Consider the following 17,369-nt stretch of genomic DNA (forward strand, 5'->3'; position numbering starts at 1 on the left):
TTAGTTGCGCACCGGCTTGCCGGTCTGCAGCATGCCCATGATGCGTTCCTGGGTCTTGCCCGTGCCGAGCAGCTCGACAAAGGCACGGCGTTCCAGCGCCAGCAGCCATTCCTCGCTGACCAGCGAGCCGGCTTCCACGTCGCCGCCGCAGACGGCTTCGGCGATGCGGCTGGCGATCACGAAATCGTGCGCGGAGATAAAGCCGCCATCGCGCATGTTCGCCAGCGACGCCTTGATGGTGGCGATGCCCGAGCGGCCGGCCACCGGCACCAGCGTGCCCGGCACCGGCGCGCGGTAGCCGGCGCTGGCCAGCGCGCGCACTTCGTTCTGCGCGACGTACAGCAGCTCATGCACGTTGAACACGATGGTGTCCGACGGCTGCAGGTAGCCCATCGCGCGCGCCTCCAGCGCCGAGGCCGAGACCCGGGCCATGGCCGCGTTCTGGAAGCGGCTGGTGACGAACTGCAGGTAGTTGGTGCTGCCGGCCGCCTGCGCCGCGCGTGCCGCGGCCAGCGCGGCTTCCTTCAGGCCGCCGCCCGCCGGCACCAGGCCCACGCCCACTTCCACCAGGCCGACATAGGTCTCCAGCGCGGCCACGCGCCTGGCCGAATGCAGCATCAGCTCGCAGCCGCCGCCCAGCGCGATGCCGGACGCCGCCGCCACCACCGGCACCGCGCTGTACTTCACGCGCATCATGCCGTCCTGGAATTTCTTGACGAAGGGTTCGATCCCCTTGGCGCCGCCCATCATGAAGGCCGGCATCGCGGCTTCCAGGTTGGCGCCCGCGGAGAACGGGCCGCCCGGCGCGCCGAGCTGCAGCGAGGTGGGCTGCCACACCACCAAGCCCTTGTACCCGGCTTCCGCCAGGTCGATCGCGCGCGTGAGGCCGTCGATCACGTCCGGCCCGATGGTGTTCATCTTGCTCTTGAACGAGACCACCAGCACGTCGTCCTGGCCATCGCTGACCCAGATGCGCACCGCATCGTTCTCTTCCACGGTGCGGCCCGCCTTGCGGGGATCGGCCGCGGCCGATCCCTTGAGCGCGGCGCGGAACACCTGGCGCTCATAGACCGGCAGCGCGTTGCGCTGCACGAAGGCCTGCGCGGCCGGCGACCACGAACCCTGCGCGGCATGCACGCCCTGGTTGTCGGCCACCGGGCCGGAGAACACCCATGCCGGCAGCGCGGCGCTGGACAGGCCCTTGCCCGCGTCGACATCTTCCTTCACCCACTCGGCGACCTGCGTCCATCCGGCCGACTGCCAGTCCTCGAAGGGACCGGAGTTCCAGCCGAAGCCCCAGCGGATCGCCAGGTCGATGTCGGCGGCCGAGCCGGCGATCTGCTCGAGGTAGACGCCGATGTAGTGGAACACGTCGCGGAACACCGCCCACAGGAACTGCGCCTGCGGGTTGGTGGATTCGCGCAGCAGCCTGATGCGCTCGGCCGGCTCCTTCTTCAGCATGCGCACCACGATCTCGTCGGCCTTCTTGCCCGAGTCGACGTACTGGCCGGTCTTGGGGTCCAGTACCTTGATGGCCTTGCCTTCCTTCTTGTAGAAGCCGGCGCCGGTCTTCTGGCCCAGCGCGCCCGCGTCGACCAGGCCCTTGAGCACGGCCGGCGTCTTGTACACCGGCGCGAACGGATCGTCCTGCAGGGTGTCCTGCATGGTCTTGATGACGTGGGCCATGGTGTCCAGGCCCACCACGTCGGCGGTGCGGAAGGTGGCGGACTTGGCGCGGCCCAGCTTGGCGCCGGTCAGGTCGTCCACCACGTCGAACGGGATGCCGTACTTCTCGGCCTCGGCGAACACGGCCAGGATCGAGAAGATGCCGACGCGGTTGGCGATGAAATTGGGCGTGTCCCTGGCACGCACCACGCCCTTGCCGAGCGTGGAGGTGAGGAAGGTCTCCAGGCGGTCCAGGATGGCGGGCTGCGTGGTGGCGGTCGGGATCAGCTCGACCAGGTGCATGTAGCGCGGCGGGTTGAAGAAGTGCACGCCGCAGAAGCGCGACTTCAGGTCCGCGTCGAAGCCTTCGGACAGCGCGGTGATCGACAGGCCCGAGGTATTGGTGGCGAAGATGGCATGCGATGCCAGGTGCGGGGCGACCTTCTTGTACAGGTCATGCTTCCAGTCCATGCGCTCGGCGATCGCCTCGATCACCACGTCGCATTCCTTGAGCAGGGCGAGGTTGTCCTCGTAGTTGGCAACCTGGATCAGCGCGGCTTCGTCCTTGATGGCGAGCGGCGCGGGCGAGAGCTTCCTGAGGTTGTCGATGGCCTTGAGCGAAATGCCGTTCTTGGGGCCTTCCTTGGCCGGAAGATCGAACAGCACCACCGGCACGCGGGCATTGACGAGATGCGCCGCGATCTGCGCTCCCATGACGCCGGCACCCAGCACGGCGACCTTCTTGACGATGAAATTGGACATGCGCGCTCCTAGGGAAGTGAGCGTTGAGAAGAGGCAGGGAGTAAGCAGGCGTCGGCCGCGCCGGGTAGTCTCCCCTCGCCCATTCATGGGCAAGGGCCGGGGGAGAGGGCAGGCGCGCGCGGGCGTTGCCGCATCGCAAACCCCTGCCCTCTCCCCCGCCCGTCTCGGCGGCCGTTTCGGGCAGCAGCTTGGCGAAGTAGAAGCGTGCGGTGGCCAGCTTGCTGGTGTAGAACTTGTCGCCGGCGGCTTCCTTCTCCAGCGCGATCTTGGCCATGCGGGCCCAGAAGTACGAGAACACCAGGTGGCCCACCACGCGCAGGTAAGGCACCGCGGCAGCGCCGACTTCGTCGGGGTTGCCCATCGCCTTCATGCCGATTTCCATGGTGAGCTTCTGCACCTTGTCGCCCAGGTCGGCCAGCGGGTTGACGAATTCCTGCATGGCTTCGTTGGTGCCCTCGGCTTCGACGAATTCCTGCACGATCTTGCCGAAGGCCTTCATCTTGGCGCCCATGTCGCCGAGGATCTTGCGGCCCAGCAGGTCCAGCGCCTGGATGGTATTGGTGCCTTCGTAGATCATGTTGATGCGTGCATCTCGCACGTACTGCTCCATGCCCCACTCGGCGATGTAGCCGTGGCCGCCGAACACCTGCATGCCTTCGTTGGTGGCGGTGAAAGCGTTGTCGGTCAGGAAGGCCTTGATCACCGGCGTAAGCAGTGCGACCAGGTCACCGGCCTCCTTGCGCACGGCTTCGTCCGGGTGCGACAGCTCGCGGTCGATCTGCAGCGCGGTCCAGTAGCTGAAGGCGCGGCCGCCTTCGGCGAAGGCCTTCTGCGTCAGCAGCATGCGGCGCACGTCGGGGTGCACGATGATCGGATCGGCGGGCTTGTCCGGCGCCTTGGGACCGGTCAGCGCGCGCATCTGCAGGCGGTCCTTGGCGTAGGCCAGCGAGTTCTGGTAGGCCACTTCGGTCAGGCCCAGGCCTTGCATGCCCACGCCCAGGCGCGCCGCGTTCATCATCACGAACATGGCGTTGAGGCCCTTGTTGGGCTCGCCCACCATCCAGCCGCGCGCGCCGTCCAGGTTCATCACGCAGGTGGCGTTGCCATGGATGCCCATCTTGTGCTCGATCGAGCCGCACTTGATGCCGTTGCGCTCGCCCGGGTTGCCGCTGGCGTCGGGGACGAACTTCGGCACCACGAACAGCGAGATGCCCTTGGTGCCCTGCGGGGCGTCCGGCAGGCGCGCAAGCACCAGGTGGATGATGTTGGCGGAGAGGTCGTGCTCGCCGGCGGAGATGAAGATCTTGGTGCCGGTGATGCTGTAGGAGCCGTCGGCCTGCGGCTCGGCCTTGCTGCGCAGGATGCCGAGGTCGGTGCCGCAATGCGGCTCGGTCAGGCACATGGTGCCGGTCCATTCGCCGGACACCAGCTTGGGCAGGTAGGTCTTCTGCAGCTCGGGCGTGCCGTGCGCGTGCAGCGCTTCGTACGCGCCGTGCGACAGGCCGGGATACATGGTCCACGCCTGGTTGGCCGAGTTCAGCATCTCGAACAGCGCGTTGTTGACCAGGATGGGCAGGCCCTGGCCGCCGTACTGCGGATCGCATCCCAGCGCGGGCCAGCCGGCTTCCACGTACTGGTGATAGGCTTCCTTGAAGCCCTTCGGCGCGGTGACCACGCCGTCGCCGACGTAGGTGCAGCCTTCGCGGTCGCCGCTCTGGTTGAGCGGGAAGACCACCTCGGCGCAGAACTTGCCAGCTTCCTCGAGCACCTGGTTGATGGTTTCCGCGTCGATGTCGGCGTGCTGGGGCAGCGCCTTGAGTTCGGCTTCCACGCCGAGCAATTCATGGAGCACGAACTGCATGTCGCGCAACGGTGCGGTGTACTGGCCCATCAAAGACTCCTTGGAGGTATTGGTGATGCCGCTACGCCGCCCGTGCACGATCTGGCGCGGGACGCCGCGGCGGCGTCAGGTACGGTAAGACTGGATCAACTTGTTGAGCGCGACCATGGCGAGCTCGGCGCTGGCGGGCAGGCGCAGGAAGCGGGCGTCATGATGCAAGCCTAGTTCAAGGCTGTACATCTCGAACAGCATCAGGCGCGGATCGCAGTCCGCGCGCAGGTGCCCCTCTTCCCTGGCCTGGTCGATGGCGCGCGTGAGCGCGGCGCGCCAGATGGTGACGCTCTTGACGAGCTCGTCACGCACCGGGCTTTCCGCGCGGTCGTCGTACTCCACCGCCCCGCTGATATAGATGCAGCCCGTGGTGACTTCCTGGATACGTTTTTCCATCCAGCGCCGCACCATGGATTGCAGCCGGGGCAGCCCGCGCGGTTCGTGCAGCGAGGGATAGAACACCTCCTGCTCGAAACGCCGGTGATACTCGCGCACCACTTCCACCTGCAGGTCCTCGCGCGAACCAAAATGCGCGAACACGCCGCTCTTGCTCATCTGCATGCGTTCCGCCAACAGGCCGATGGTCAAGCCTTCGAGCCCGTCGCGGGACGACAATTCCAGCGCGGCATCCAGAATCGCCACGCGCGTCATCTCCCCCTTGCGCATGGGCGCGGGGGACGCGGAAGTGGCGGATTCGAGACGAGCAGACTGGTGTCGCATGATTTTTTCTCCATTCTCTTCGCGGCGCGATCCCTATCGCTGCCGCGGATGACCCTGACGTAATGCTTTTTTTCGCTGCCTGGCTGCCTGATGACGCCGCCCGGCAGACGCGAATGCACGCAGTCTAAGGCAAAAAAGAACGGTCGTTCAGATTATTGTGACGACGCCCTTCGGCGGCAAGCATTTAATTAGACCGGCGTTTCTAAACGCAGCGCCTGCGTTCGATGCGCCGCAACAAGCTGCGACACGGCGACGCAGCGGCATGCCACGACCGAGAGTGCCGCACCTGCCGCAAAGCAGCAAACGCTTAAAAGCGCTTCAGTAGCGCCCTGTCACGCCGGCGATCACCACGCCTACGCGCAACACCATATAGGCGGCCCAGCTGCCCATGCGGTGCAGCGCCGAGCGGCGCGCGTGGGTGGCGGCCTTGACCTCGGTGCTGCGCGTGGCGATGGCCTGCTCCAGCTCCTGGCGCAACTCGGCGCAGAAGCTGGCATCGTAGACCGCCACATTGGCCTCGCGCGCAAGCAGCAGGCTGAACGGGTCCATATTGCTCGACCCCACCGTGGCCCAGGCATCGTCGACGACCGCCACCTTTGCGTGCAGGAAGCTGTCGGCATATTCGTGGATTTCCACGCCGGCGCCGAGCAAGGTGTCATAGAGCGCATGCGTGGCGTAGTGCTGCAAGCGGTACTCCACCATCCCCTGCAGCAGCAGGCGCACGCGCACGCCGCGCCGGCGACAGGCCAGCAGTGCGCGGCGCATCTTGTGGCCGGGCAGGAAATAGGCGTTGGCGATGATGACCTCGCGGCGCGCGCCGCCGAGAGCCTGCAGGTACTGGCGCTCGATGGCACGGCGGTTGCGCAGATTGTCGCGCAACAGCAGCGCGGCGCGCATGCCGCCGGCAAGATCCTGGCGCGGCAGCGGCAAATCGGTGATCAGGGGAAATTCAGCCGCCACGCCCGCCAGGCCCACGCTGCGCATCTCGCCGCGCAGCGAAAGCTGCCACCACAGGCGCTCCGCGGTCAGCGCGATCTGGCCCACCAGCGGACCGCGCACCTCCACCGCGAAATCATAGCGCGGGCCCAGCCCCTCGCTCTCGAAAGGGCCGTGGTTATGGTCGTCGATGATATTGATGCCGCCGACGAAGCCGACCTGCTGGTCGATCACCGCCAGCTTGCGGTGCAGCCGCCGCAGGTTGCGGCGAGCCAGGCTGAAGCCGCGCAGCGGACGGAACACCTTGAGCCGCACGCCGCCTTCGCGCAGGCGCGTTGCCAGCGCGGCGGGCATGTCGCCCGCGCCGAATCCGTCCACGACCAGCCGCACATCCACGCCGCGGCCGGCGGCGCGGATCAGGGCATCGGTCACGGCCGCGCCGACGTCGTCGTCGGCGTAGATATACGTTTCGAGGGAGACCGAGAGCACCGCGCGGTCGAGGGCGGCGATCAGCGCCGGGAAAAAATCCCGGCCGCAGTGCAGCAGCCGCACGGCGTTGCCGCCAAGCGGCTTGCCGCGGCGCCACTCGGAGCGCAGCGGCCCGGCGCGGCGCGGCGCGCGCGGCGACGCCGGCGCATCGGCATCGTCTCGCAAGGCGGCGGCTGGCGGCGCGTATGGCAGGCGGGTGAGCGGTATCGAAGACATGAGGCACATTATCAGCCACGCCGAAGTCATGTGCGAGCGCGGGGCAACACGCGCAACACTGCGAGCCCGGCCGCGCCGCCCGCGCCGTTCTCTGCTATCTTCAGCGCTTTATCCCGTCTTCCACCCTATCGTGAAGGTTTTCGGCATCTCCGGCTCGTCGGGCAGCGGCAAGACCACGCTGCTGGACCAGTTGATCCCGCGCTTCGTCGCCGCAGGCCTGCGCGTGGCCGGGATCAAGCACACTCACCACGGCTTCGATCCCGATACGCCGGGCAAGGATTCCTGGCGCATGCGCCAGGGGGGCTGCGCCAACGTGGTCCTGGTCGGCGCGCGCCACCTGACGCTGATGCGCAACTATGCGGAGTCGGAGCCCTCGCCCGAGCTGGCCGAAGCGCTCGGCGTGCTGCCTGCCGACACCGACCTGGTGCTGGTCGAAGGCTACAAGCGCAGCGATTTTCCCAAGCTGGAAGTGTTCCGCCCCGCGCTGGGCTTGCCACCGCTGTGGCCTGAGGTGCCCGGCGTGGTCGCCGTGGCCAGCGACCAGCCCGGGAAGGTGGCGGCGATGACCACGCTGCCGGTGCTCGACCTGGCCGACGTGGACGCCATCGTCGCACTGGTGCGCGCGCACACCGGCTAGGCGGCCGCGACGACCCTCCCTGCCGGCATTGCCGGAATTGCCTGCTTACCAGACCCGGTAGATCTCGCCGTTGCCCGGGCCTTCCACGCTGCGCTGGTAGGCCAGCGCCACGCGCGCCGCCGGCACCGCCTCGAAGCCCGGGAAGAACGGGCCGTACGCGCCCCACGATTCCTGCACCACGGTCGGGCTGACCACATTGATGCGCAGGCCCCGGCCCAGTTCCACCGCGGCGGCGCGCACGAAGCCGTCCAGCGCGGCGTTGACGCTGGAGGCATTTGCGCCGGCGTGGATGGGCTGGTCGCTGAGGATGCCGCTGGTCAGCGTGATCGAGCCGCCGTCGTTCAGGTAGTGCTGGCCGACCAGCGCCAGCCGCACCTGGCCCAGCAACTTGTCGTTCAGGCCGATGGCGAAATCCTCGGCACGCATCTGCGGCACCGGGCCGAAGAACACCTGCCCCGTGGCGCAGACGATGCCGTCGACCTTGCCGAGCCGCTCGAACAGCGCCTGCACCGACTCCGGCACCGTGATGTCCACCTGCAGCGCCCCGCTGGTCTTGCCGACCTCGACCACTTCATGGCGGGCCGAGAGATTCGCCACCACCGCCTTGCCCAGGGTGCCGCTCGCACCGATCACGACGATCTTCTTCATTGTTGTTCCTTCAGGATGATGGGGAGGGATGCGGCCGAAATGGCCGAAATGGCCGAAGCGGCGGAATCGGCCGAGGCGCCAATTCCTTCCTTCCGCCAATGGAATTCATTCTGATACGCGGCGGGAACACGATAAATGGGCTAGGATTTCGAGCATTCCTAACCATGGATTCGGAATCGATGGACAAGCTGCGCAGCATGGAGATCTTCGCCGCCGCCGCGGAGGCCGGCAGCTTCACGGCCTGCGCCGCGGCACTGGGCCTGTCGGCGGTGATGGTAGGCAAGCATGTCGGGCAACTCGAACAGCGCCTCGGCGTGCGCCTGCTCCAGCGCAGCACGCGCCGCCAGCGCCTGACCGAAGCCGGCCGCCTCTACCTGGACGAATGCCGGCGCATCCTGGCGCAGGTGCGTGCCGCCGACACCGTGGCCGAGCGCCTGCACAGCGAGCCGCGCGGCCTGCTGCGCGTCGGCGCGCCCGTGACGCTGGGCGAGACCGCGGTGGCCGAGGCGGTGGCGGCGTTCTTGCTGCGTCACCCCGAGGTCAAGGTAGAACTGGTGCTCGATGACGCCTACGCGGACCTGATCGCAGATGGCTTCGACGCCCTGGTCCGCATCGGCACCCTCGCCGGTTCGGATCAACTGGTGGCGCGCCCGCTGCGGCCCTACCGCATGTGCATCTGCGCGGCACCGGCCTACCTGGCGCATGCCGGCGTGCCGCGCACGCCGGCCGAACTGGCCGGCCACCGTTGCCTGAACCATCTGTTGTGGCGCCATGGCATGGGCTGGCCAGAACTGCCGGACGGCGGCGCGGCGGCGGATGGCGCCCCGCTCGGCAGCAACAACGGGCAAGTATTGCGCCGCGCCGCGCTGGCCGGCTGCGGCATCGTGATGCAGCCCGAAGTGCTGCTGGCCGCCGACCTGGCCGCGGGCCTGCTGGTGCCGTTGCTGGAAGACGCCCTGCCGCCGCCGCGCCCGGTGCACCTGCTCTATCCGCGCGACCCGCGCCCGCTGCCCAAGCGGGTACGCTTCGTCGAGGGGATGCTCGAGAAAATGGGGATCTGAGGAAAGGCAAGGCGCGGAAGGTGCGGAGGATGGTGCGGAGGATGGTGCGGAGAAAGGTGCGGCAAGCTGCCGAAGACGCGACGCGCCGGCGCGCACCGGGGGTGGAAGGATGCCCCCCCGGCTTCAGGAGCGGACCTTGGCCTTCAGTGGCCGCTCCGGCACCGCGATGCGGGCCAGCTCCGCCATCAGCGGCACATGGTCCGAACGTTGCGCCCAGTCGCGTCCGGTCAGCGCGCTGGCGCTCTCGATCTCGAAGCCGCGCACATAGATGCGGTCGAGCTGCCACCACGGCATGTGGCTGGGAAAGGTGTGCAGGCGCGAGCCGCCGGCATGCGAGACTTCCGTGGTGCCCAGGGTCGAGCAGATCAGGTCGTCGAGCCGGTGGTTCCAGTCATTGAAATCGCCGGCGATCAGCAGTGGCGCCTCGGCCGGCACCACATCGCACACGCGCTTGACCAGGGCTTCGGCCTGGCGCGCGCGGCTGCGCGCGAACAGCCCGAAATGCACGCAGATCAGGTGGGCTTCGGTGCCGTTCATGTCCGCCACCGCGTGCAGCAGGCCGCGCTGCTCGAAGCGGTGATCGGAGATGTCGAGGTTTTCCGACATCAGGATCGGATGCCGCGACAGGATGGCGTTGCCATGGTGGCCGTGGTCGTACACCGCGTTGCGCCCGTACACCGAATGCGGATAGGCGTCGGTGGCCAGGTAGTTGAGCTGGGTGTAGTCGGGATCGAACAGCGCGGCGGCCACCAGGCGATCGTTGCGGTCCTGCACTTCCTGCAGGAAGACGATGTCGGCATCGACCGTCTGCAAGCCCAGGCGCACGTTCTGGATCCGCGGCTTGCGCGCGATGCCGGTCACACCCTTGTGGATGTTGTAGGTGACGACGCGCAGTCTCATGAAGCGGCTCCGCAGGGAGCGCGCCGTCCCTGCACTCGCCAGTCCAGTTGCAGCACGGCCTGCGCATTGCTGCTCGAGAAACAGCGTGCCGCCGCTTCACGCCACGGCAGCCATTGCCATTGCAGGTGCTCGCGCGGCGCCAGCGTCACCGGCACCGGCCGCGCCACGCGCAGGCCGAACCAGTGCTCGGTATTGCACGTCACGCCCGGCGCGTAGCGGTGGCGCCACTGCGGGTAGATCTCGTAGTCGAGGGTGTGCTGCCAGTCTTCGAGCCGGTGCTCGGCGGCGATAAGCCCGGTCTCCTCGGCCACCTCGCGCGCGGCCGTCACGGCCAGCGGCTCGTCGGGCGCATCCAGGCTCCCGGTGACCGATTGCCAGTATCCCGGCCGGTCGGCACGCTCCAGCAACAGCACTTGCAGGTCTGGCGTATGTATCACGACCAGCACGGATCGGGGAATCTTGTAGGACATGGGATGGAGGCGGACAACGTTCCCAAGCTTACCCCAGATGGGCGGAGCCGCGACGGGAAAACGCCGCGGCTCCGCGATTTCGCGCATGGTGGAACCGGCAGGCATGGGATGGGCCGCGAGCGGCCCTGCGGGCGATCTTTGCGGGCGACTTTTGCGGGCGCCCGCCGGCACTCAGGCAGCGTGTGCGTTCGACGGAGCCGGCGCCTCGCGCAGCCAGGTCTCGAACACGCCAGGCGAATCGCCGTGGCCCCACGCCGCGCGCAGCTGCTGCATGAGCGGCGTGAGCGCCTGCGTGTAGTCGCGCGAAGCGGCGCTGGCATGCGCCGCCAGGCGGTCGGCGGCCAGCTGGGCCTGTGTCTGAAGCTGCGCGCGCTCCTGCGCGATCTCCTTCTCGCGCACGCCCAGCGCGTTGTACTTCTGGATCAGGAAACGCTGGTAGTCGCCGGGTTCCACGCCATGTGCCGCCTGCGCGTTGGCCTGCTCGAAACGCATCACGATGCTCGCGGTCTCCTGCTCGACATGCGCGGCCTCCGCCGCCAGCGCCTGCAGCCCGTCTTGCAGGCGCATCGCCTCGCGGCGCTCGTCACGCAATTGCGCAGCGTACTCGTCGAAGCTGCGCTGTGCCGCCAGGTAAGCCTGCACCACCTGCTGTGGCGCCACCACCAGCAGCGGGTCGGCGCCGCCGGCGCGGCTGCCCTGCAACAGCGCCTCCTCGGCCACGCGCAGGTTGCCCAGGTCCTCCAGCCAGCGCCCGCGTGCCATCACGGTGCCGACGGTGTCGAGCGCAACCCGGCGCAGCGCGTCGGCGCGCTGCATCTCGACCGGCTCTAGCATCGGCACGGCGGCGGCGGCACCGCCGCTCTGCGCGGCATGCGCGATATCGGGCACGCAGGCGGCCACCGTGGTGGCAACCGACTCCGACATGGCGATCGCCGAACGGCGCACCGCGCGCCGCAACTCGAAACGCGCCAGCAACATCATCGCCAGCCCGGCCACCAGCCAGGTCACGATGGTTTCGGCATGGGCCAGCAAAAACTGGCGGATCGGTTCTACATCCAGGGACACGACAGATTCCTCCCGCGCGGCCGGCGTGCCTTCGAAATGGGCTTGCGGCTTGGCGCCATAAAGGAAGAAGACTTGGGCCGGGGGGCTTCGTTCCGCGATGTAACAATTGGAAACCAGCCCGCATGCCGGACACGGCACAGACGCACGGAAATCAAAAAGGGCCCTGGCGGCGCCAACCAGCGTTGGCGCCACACAAGGCCCTTCCATTCAGGCGCAAGCGCCAGGAACTCAGGCGGTCTTCGGCTCGGCCGCGCGCAGGCGGATATGCAGTTCGCGCAGTTGCTTCTCATCGACCGAGCTCGGCGCCTGCGTCAGCAGATCTTGCGCGCGCTGGGTCTTGGGGAAGGCGATCACGTCGCGGATCGAATCGGCACCGGCCATCATCGTGACGATGCGGTCCAGGCCGAAGGCCAGGCCGCCGTGCGGGGGCGCGCCGTATTGCAGCGCGTCCAGCAGGTAGCCGAACTTGGCACGGGCTTCTTCCTCGCCGATATTGAGCGCGCGGAACACCTTGCTCTGCACGTCCTCGCGGAAGATCCGCACCGAGCCGCCGCCCATTTCCCAGCCGTTCAGGACCATGTCGTAGGCCTTGGCGATGCACTTGCCCGGATCGGTCTCCAGGTACTGCAGGTGCTCGTCCTTCGGGCTGGTGAACGGGTGGTGCATGGCAACCCAGCGCGCGTCTTCCTCGTCGTACTCGAACATCGGGAAGTCGATCACCCACAGCGGCTTCCACACGTCTTCGAACAGGCCGGTGGTCTTGCCGAACTCCGAATGGCCGATCTTCAGGCGCAGGCCGCCGATGGCATCGTTGACCACCTTGGCCTTGTCGGCGCCGAAGAAGATGATGTCGCCGTCCTGGGCGCCGGTGCGCTTGAGGATCTCGGCGATGGCGGCGTCGTGCAGGTTCTTGACGATCGGCGATTGCAGGCCGTCGCGGCCCTTGGCCACTTCATTGACCTTGATCCAGGCCAGGCCCTTGGCGCCGTAGATGCCGACGAACTGGGTGTAGGCATCGATCTCGCCGCGCGAGATGGCGCTGCCGCCCGGCACGCGCAGGCCGACCACGCGGCCGTTGTCGCTGTTGGCCGGGCCCGAGAACACCTTGAAGTCGACGTCCTTCATCACGTCGGTCAGTTCGGTGAATTCGAGCTTGACGCGCAGGTCAGGCTTGTCCGAGCCGAAGCGGGCCATGGCTTCGCGGAACTCCATCACCGGGAACTTGGCGTCCAGGTCCACGTCGATGGCGTTCTTGAACACCGTGCGCATCATGTCCTCGAACAGGTCGCGGATCTCCTGCTCGGTCAGGAACGAGGTCTCGCAGTCGATCTGCGTGAACTCGGGCTGGCGGTCGGCGCGCAGGTCTTCGTCGCGGAAGCACTTGGTGATCTGGTAGTAGCGGTCGAAGCCCGACACCATCAGCATCTGCTTGAAGATCTGCGGCGACTGCGGCAGCGCGAAGAAATGGCCGGGGTTGGTACGCGACGGCACCAGGTAGTCGCGCGCGCCTTCCGGCGTGCTCTTGCCGAGCATCGGGGTCTCGATGTCGATGAAGCCCTGTGCGTCCAGGAACTTGCGCACCTCCATGGCCACCTTGTAGCGCAGGCGCAGGTTGTACTGCATCTGCGGGCGGCGCAGGTCCAGCACGCGGTGCGTGAGGCGGGTGGTCTCGGACAGGTTGTCGTCGTCGAGCTGGAACGGAGGCGTGACCGACGGGTTCAGCACGGTCAGCTCGTGGCACAGCACTTCGATCTTGCCCGAGGTCAGGTTGGCGTTCTCGGTGCCCGCCGGACGCGCACGCACCTTGCCGGTGACGCGGATGCAGAACTCGTTGCGGATCTCTTCGGCCGCCTTGAACATCTCGGGACGGTCGGGATCGCACACCACCTGCACCAGGCCTTCGCGGTCGCGCAGGTCGATGAAGATCACGCCGCCATGGTCGCGGCGGCGCTGCACCCAGCCGGTCAGGGCCACTTCCTGGCCCGTCAGTTGTTCGGTCACGAGACCGCAATAGTGAGTACGCATGGAGGACATAAGAGAATTCCCGGAATAACGCGGCCGCTGGTGCGGCCGGCGATCAATTTGAAGGCGTTGTGTCGGCGGATTCGGCGAGGGCTTCGGCCTGCGCCTCGTCGGTGCGCACCGTGCCGCTCTTGCGCGGCAGCTCGGACGGCGCCACCACGCCCATCGAGACGATGTACTTCAACGCGGCGTCGACGGTCATGTCGAGTTCGATGGTATCGGCCTTGGGCATCATCAGGAAGAAGCCCGAGGTCGGATTGGGCGTGGTCGGCACGTAGACGCTGACGTACTCGCCCTGGAGATGATTCTGCACGTCGCCGCCGGGACGCCCGGTCAGGAAGGCGATGGTCCACGAGCCTTCGCGCGGATACTGCACCAGCAGCGCCTTGCGGAAGGCGTTGCCGGAGGAGGACAGCAGCGTGTCGGAAACCTGCTTGACGCTGGTGTAGATCGGGCCGACCACCGGGATGTGGCCGAGCAGCGCTTCCCACCAGCGCACCAGCCGCTGGCCGATGAAGTTGTGGGCCAGCATCCCGACGACCAGGATGCACAGCAGGGTCAGGATCGCGCCCAGCCCCGTCACGCGCTTGCCGAACATCAGGCGGTCCGGCCGCCAGGCTTCGGGCAGCAGCGCCAGGCTCTGGTCCATGGTGCCGATGACCAGGCTGAGCACCCATAGCGTGATGCCCAGCGGCACGAGCACCAGAAGCCCGGTCAGGAACCAGGTCTTGAGGGCGGAGGTTTTCTTCGCCGGCACGGTGCGTTCTGCTTTCAATGGGCGCAAGCGCTGCCGCAACCGCCGGCCGTGCTTGTCGATGCGGTGGTGGTGGAGGCGGCGCTGGTGCCCGCCGCCGCCGTGTCGCCGCCCGATGCGGGCGCCGCGCCGGCGCTGTCGCCACCGCTGGCGGGGGCCGTGGCCGGCGCGGCGGCGGCACTGTTTCCGCCCCCGCGGAAGTCGGTGACATACCAGCCCGAGCCCGTGAGCTGGAAGCCGGCCGCGGTCAGTTGTTTCTTGAAGGTGCCCGCCGCGCCGCAGGATGTGCAGTCGGTGAGCGGGGCATCGCTCATTTTCTGCAGCACATCGCGCCCGTGGCCGCAGGCGTCGCAACGGTAGGCATAGATCGGCATAGTGGCTCTCCGCGAGGATTCTGGAACGGAAATTGGATGGAACCGCGCCGCCGCGCTGGCCGGGAGATTGCCGTTCCCGTGCGTCACATGGCGGTGCAAAGCCTTGAATTATAAACCGTTCTGCGTATGCCGGGCCGCAGGAAAAGGGGCAGAAAATGCCTCAGAACGCACGCCTGGCGCATCCCGGGCCGGCTTCGCTCAGGCGAGGTGCACTTCCTTGACCCGCGGATGGTCGCCGATCCACTGCGGCAGCAACGATCCGAACACCATGCCGCCGAGCGAGAACATCAGGCCGACCATCTGCGGCGGCACCGCCGCGTCGGCAAAGGCGATCTCGCAGCACAGCCACGACGCCAGCCCCAGCAGGATGGCGGCCAGGCCGCCCTGGCGCGTGGCCGGCTTCCAGAACATGCCGAACGCGAGCGGCACGAAGGACGATACCAATGTGACCTTGTAGGCGTTTTCCACCATATGGAAGATCGACAGGTGCGAGTTCAGCGCGAACAGGGTCACCAGCACGGCGAACGACAGCACCACGGCCTGCATCACGCGCAGGAAGCGGCGGTCGTCGAGGTGGCGGAAGTACGGCCGCAGGATGTTCTCGGCGAAGGTCACGGACGGCGCCAGCAGGGTGGCCGAGGCGCAGCTCTTGATGGCCGACAGCAGCGCGCCGAAGAACATGACCTGGGCAAACATCGGCGCATGGGTGAGGATCAGCTTGGGCAGGATCAGCTGCGAGTCCGTGTTGATGTACTTCTGCACCATCTCGGGATCGATCATGGTGGCTGAATACGCCAGGAACATCGGGATGAAGGCGAAACAGAAATACAGCACGCCGCCGAGCACCGAGGCGCGCCCGGCGATCTTCTCGGTGCGCGACGAGGTGACGCGCTGGAACACGTCCTGCTGCGGAATCGAGCCCAGCATCATGGTGAACAGCGCAGCCGCGAAGCCGATGATCTGCACCAGGTCCAGCGAGGGCAGGAACTCGAACTTGCCCGCCGCCGCCGCGTGCGACACCACCGCCACCACGCCGCCGGCCTGGCCGCTGACCTCAAAGCCGATATACAGCATGCCGATCACGATGATGATCATCTGGATGAAGTCGGTCACCGCCACCGCCCACATGCCGCCGAACAGGGTGTAGACCAGCACGCTGGCGGCCCCGATCATCATGCCGGCGTCCTGCGACAGAGCGCCGTCCGAAACGGTGAAGAACACCAGCCCGAGGGCCTTGATCTGCGCGGCGACCCAGCCCAGGTAGGACATCACGATGCACACCGTGGTCAGCACCTCGGCCAGCCGCCCATAGCGGTTGTGATAGTAGTCGCCGATGGTCAGCAGGTTCATGCGGTACAGCGGACGCGCGAAGAACAGCCCGACCAGGATCAGGCACAGCGAGGAACCGAAGGGATCGGACACCACCCCGGACAGGCCCTCCTTGAGGAAGACCGCGGGGATGCCCAGCACCGTCTCCGAGCCGAACCACGTGGCGAACACGGTGGCGGTGACGACGTAGAACGGCAGGCTGCGGCCGGCGACCGCGAAGTCCGCGGTGTTGCGCACGCGCAGCGCGGCCCACAGGCCAATGCCGACGGAGATTACCCAGTAGATGACGACGAACCAGATCAGCATGCTGCTGCCCTATCCCAGATATGCCCTTGCGGCGAGAAACCGGTTGCCGGGCGGGCGGGATGCGCTGGTCTGCCCCTCTGCCCCGTCCCGGGTCCAATTCATCGGTCGGGGCCGCATGGGTGGCTGATCTAAGCCTGCGGTCGTAGCCGAATCAAAACGCGGATTATAGCCACGCAGACAGCTGCGAGCGAAGAAAATTCCCGGCCGCGCGGAAATTGCCGTGCCGATGCTGCGCAGGCGCCACAGGTGGCCGGGGCACCCGACCGCCGCGCCACGGGCGTCGCCGGCCATGCGGCTTACGCCCGGTTACACAGCTTACAAAGCTGCCGTCAGCGTCACCCGTGCCTTGCGCATTAAAGCAGGCAAGGCAGCGCCACCGAGCCGCCCGCCGGCACCCCGCCGGCGCGCCGCGCTGCCGCCCACGACCTCAAGAGGAAAAGGAGAACACCATGGCCAACCGCAACCGTCAGACCCAGATGCTCAAGACCCTGCTGCTCGCCGCCGGCTTGCTCGGCGCAGGACTGGCCGGCGCGCAGACCGCCGCGGTCTCGCAGGACGTGCAGCGCAACGTGAACCAGGAACAGCGCATCGAGAACGGCCTGCAGTCCGGCAGCCTGAACACGCGCGAGGCGGCCAGCCTGCAAAAGCAGACCGCCCGGGTCGACCGCATGGAATCGCACGCGCTCGCCAACGGCTCGGTCTCGCCGCGCGAACAGGCGGCCATCCAGCGCGCCGAAAACAACGTCAGCCGCGATATCTCCCGCGACACCCACAACGGCGTCACCGGCAATCCGGCCAGCGCCTCGTCGCAACGCATGCAGGCTGACGTGCAGCGCAATATCAACCAGGAGCAGCGCATCGAGAACGGCGTGGGCAATGGCTCGCTGACCAACCGCGAGGCCGGCAAGCTCGAGCGTGGCCAGGCCCGGGTGGACCGCCGCGAGGCGCGCGCCGGTGCCAACGGTCACGTCGGGGCAGGTGAACAGCGCGGCATCCAGCGCGCCGAGAACCATGACAGCCGGGCGATCTATCGCGACAAGCACAATGGCCGCGTACGCGGCTGACGAGGTGAGCGGGCGCTTACGAGCGCCTGCCTGACAAGCGCCTGCGCCAGATCGGCAGGC

General features: G+C 67.4%; 14 protein-coding genes and 1 pseudogene. 3 read left to right on the forward strand and 12 right to left on the reverse strand.

The annotated features are described in order from the left end of the window. The 4 genes and pseudogenes from AC1DKV_RS08035 to clsB form a co-directional block, all read right to left on the reverse strand. Positions 1-2,427 (reverse strand): 3-hydroxyacyl-CoA dehydrogenase/enoyl-CoA hydratase family protein, encoded by a 2,427-nt coding sequence (locus AC1DKV_RS08035; RefSeq protein ID WP_441613615.1) that lies wholly within the window; start codon positions 2,425-2,427, stop codon positions 1-3. 169 nt (positions 2,428-2,596) lie between these two features. Continuing rightward, a pseudogene (locus AC1DKV_RS08040) lies at positions 2,597-4,318 on the reverse strand (acyl-CoA dehydrogenase C-terminal domain-containing protein); the annotation flags it as partial. A 75-nt stretch (positions 4,319-4,393) separates the two neighbouring features. After that, a complete protein-coding gene (locus tag AC1DKV_RS08045; protein ID WP_043343612.1) occupies positions 4,394-4,984 on the reverse strand; it encodes a TetR/AcrR family transcriptional regulator in 591 nt (196 codons plus the stop codon). A gap of 372 nt (positions 4,985-5,356) precedes the next feature. Next, positions 5,357-6,679, reverse strand: coding sequence for a cardiolipin synthase ClsB (gene clsB / locus AC1DKV_RS08050; RefSeq protein WP_441613617.1), 1,323 nt, complete (start codon positions 6,677-6,679; stop codon positions 5,357-5,359). 130 nt (positions 6,680-6,809) lie between these two features. On the opposite strand from clsB, the gene mobB reads away from it, so the two are divergent. Next, positions 6,810-7,316, forward strand: a complete 507-nt coding sequence (gene mobB, locus AC1DKV_RS08055) for a molybdopterin-guanine dinucleotide biosynthesis protein B (RefSeq protein WP_441613618.1) — start codon at positions 6,810-6,812, stop codon at positions 7,314-7,316. Between the two features lie 45 nt (positions 7,317-7,361). Here mobB and AC1DKV_RS08060 read toward each other — a convergent pair whose 3' ends face one another. Beyond that, positions 7,362-8,063 carry a short chain dehydrogenase gene (locus tag AC1DKV_RS08060; protein WP_441613619.1) on the reverse strand — a complete coding sequence of 234 codons (702 nt, stop codon included), beginning with the start codon at positions 8,061-8,063 and terminating at the stop codon, positions 7,362-7,364. Positions 8,064-8,128: 65 nt separating this feature from the next. Here AC1DKV_RS08060 and AC1DKV_RS08065 point away from each other — a divergent pair, with 65 nt between their 5' ends. Further along, complete coding sequence (locus AC1DKV_RS08065; RefSeq protein WP_441613620.1) at positions 8,129-9,025, forward strand: LysR family transcriptional regulator; 897 nt, start codon at positions 8,129-8,131, stop codon at positions 9,023-9,025. A gap of 123 nt (positions 9,026-9,148) precedes the next feature. On the opposite strand, the gene AC1DKV_RS08070 is transcribed toward AC1DKV_RS08065, so the two are convergent. The 7 genes from AC1DKV_RS08070 to AC1DKV_RS08100 all read right to left on the reverse strand — a co-directional run bounded on the left by AC1DKV_RS08070 (position 9,149) and on the right by AC1DKV_RS08100 (position 16,245). Then, on the reverse strand, positions 9,149-9,925 hold the full coding sequence (locus tag AC1DKV_RS08070; RefSeq protein WP_441613621.1) for an endonuclease/exonuclease/phosphatase family protein: 777 nt from the start codon (positions 9,923-9,925) through the stop codon (positions 9,149-9,151). Then, positions 9,922-10,395, reverse strand: a complete 474-nt coding sequence (gene nudB / locus AC1DKV_RS08075; RefSeq protein ID WP_441613622.1) for a dihydroneopterin triphosphate diphosphatase — start codon at positions 10,393-10,395, stop codon at positions 9,922-9,924. Before nudB ends, AC1DKV_RS08070 begins: the two co-directional genes overlap by 4 nt. Positions 10,396-10,566: 171 nt before the next feature. Continuing rightward, on the reverse strand, positions 10,567-11,460 hold the full coding sequence (locus tag AC1DKV_RS08080; protein ID WP_441613623.1) for a hypothetical protein: 894 nt from the start codon (positions 11,458-11,460) through the stop codon (positions 10,567-10,569). 228 nt (positions 11,461-11,688) lie between these two features. Beyond that, positions 11,689-13,494, reverse strand: coding sequence for an aspartate--tRNA ligase (aspS, locus tag AC1DKV_RS08085; protein ID WP_441613624.1), 1,806 nt, complete (start codon positions 13,492-13,494; stop codon positions 11,689-11,691). Positions 13,495-13,537: 43 nt separating this feature from the next. After that, positions 13,538-14,239, reverse strand: a complete 702-nt coding sequence (locus AC1DKV_RS08090) for a DUF502 domain-containing protein (RefSeq protein ID WP_441613625.1) — start codon at positions 14,237-14,239, stop codon at positions 13,538-13,540. Positions 14,240-14,253: 14 nt separating this feature from the next. Continuing rightward, complete coding sequence (locus AC1DKV_RS08095) at positions 14,254-14,610, reverse strand: FmdB family zinc ribbon protein (protein WP_477137590.1); 357 nt, start codon at positions 14,608-14,610, stop codon at positions 14,254-14,256. A gap of 198 nt (positions 14,611-14,808) precedes the next feature. Continuing rightward, positions 14,809-16,245, reverse strand: coding sequence for a high affinity choline transporter 1 (locus tag AC1DKV_RS08100; RefSeq protein ID WP_441613627.1), 1,437 nt, complete (start codon positions 16,243-16,245; stop codon positions 14,809-14,811). Between the two features lie 449 nt (positions 16,246-16,694). On the opposite strand from AC1DKV_RS08100, the gene AC1DKV_RS08105 reads away from it, so the two are divergent. Continuing rightward, complete coding sequence (locus tag AC1DKV_RS08105; RefSeq protein WP_441613628.1) at positions 16,695-17,309, forward strand: hypothetical protein; 615 nt, start codon at positions 16,695-16,697, stop codon at positions 17,307-17,309. Positions 17,310-17,369: the final 60 nt, after the last annotated feature.

This window comes from Cupriavidus sp. 05T41 (assembly GCF_056396525.1).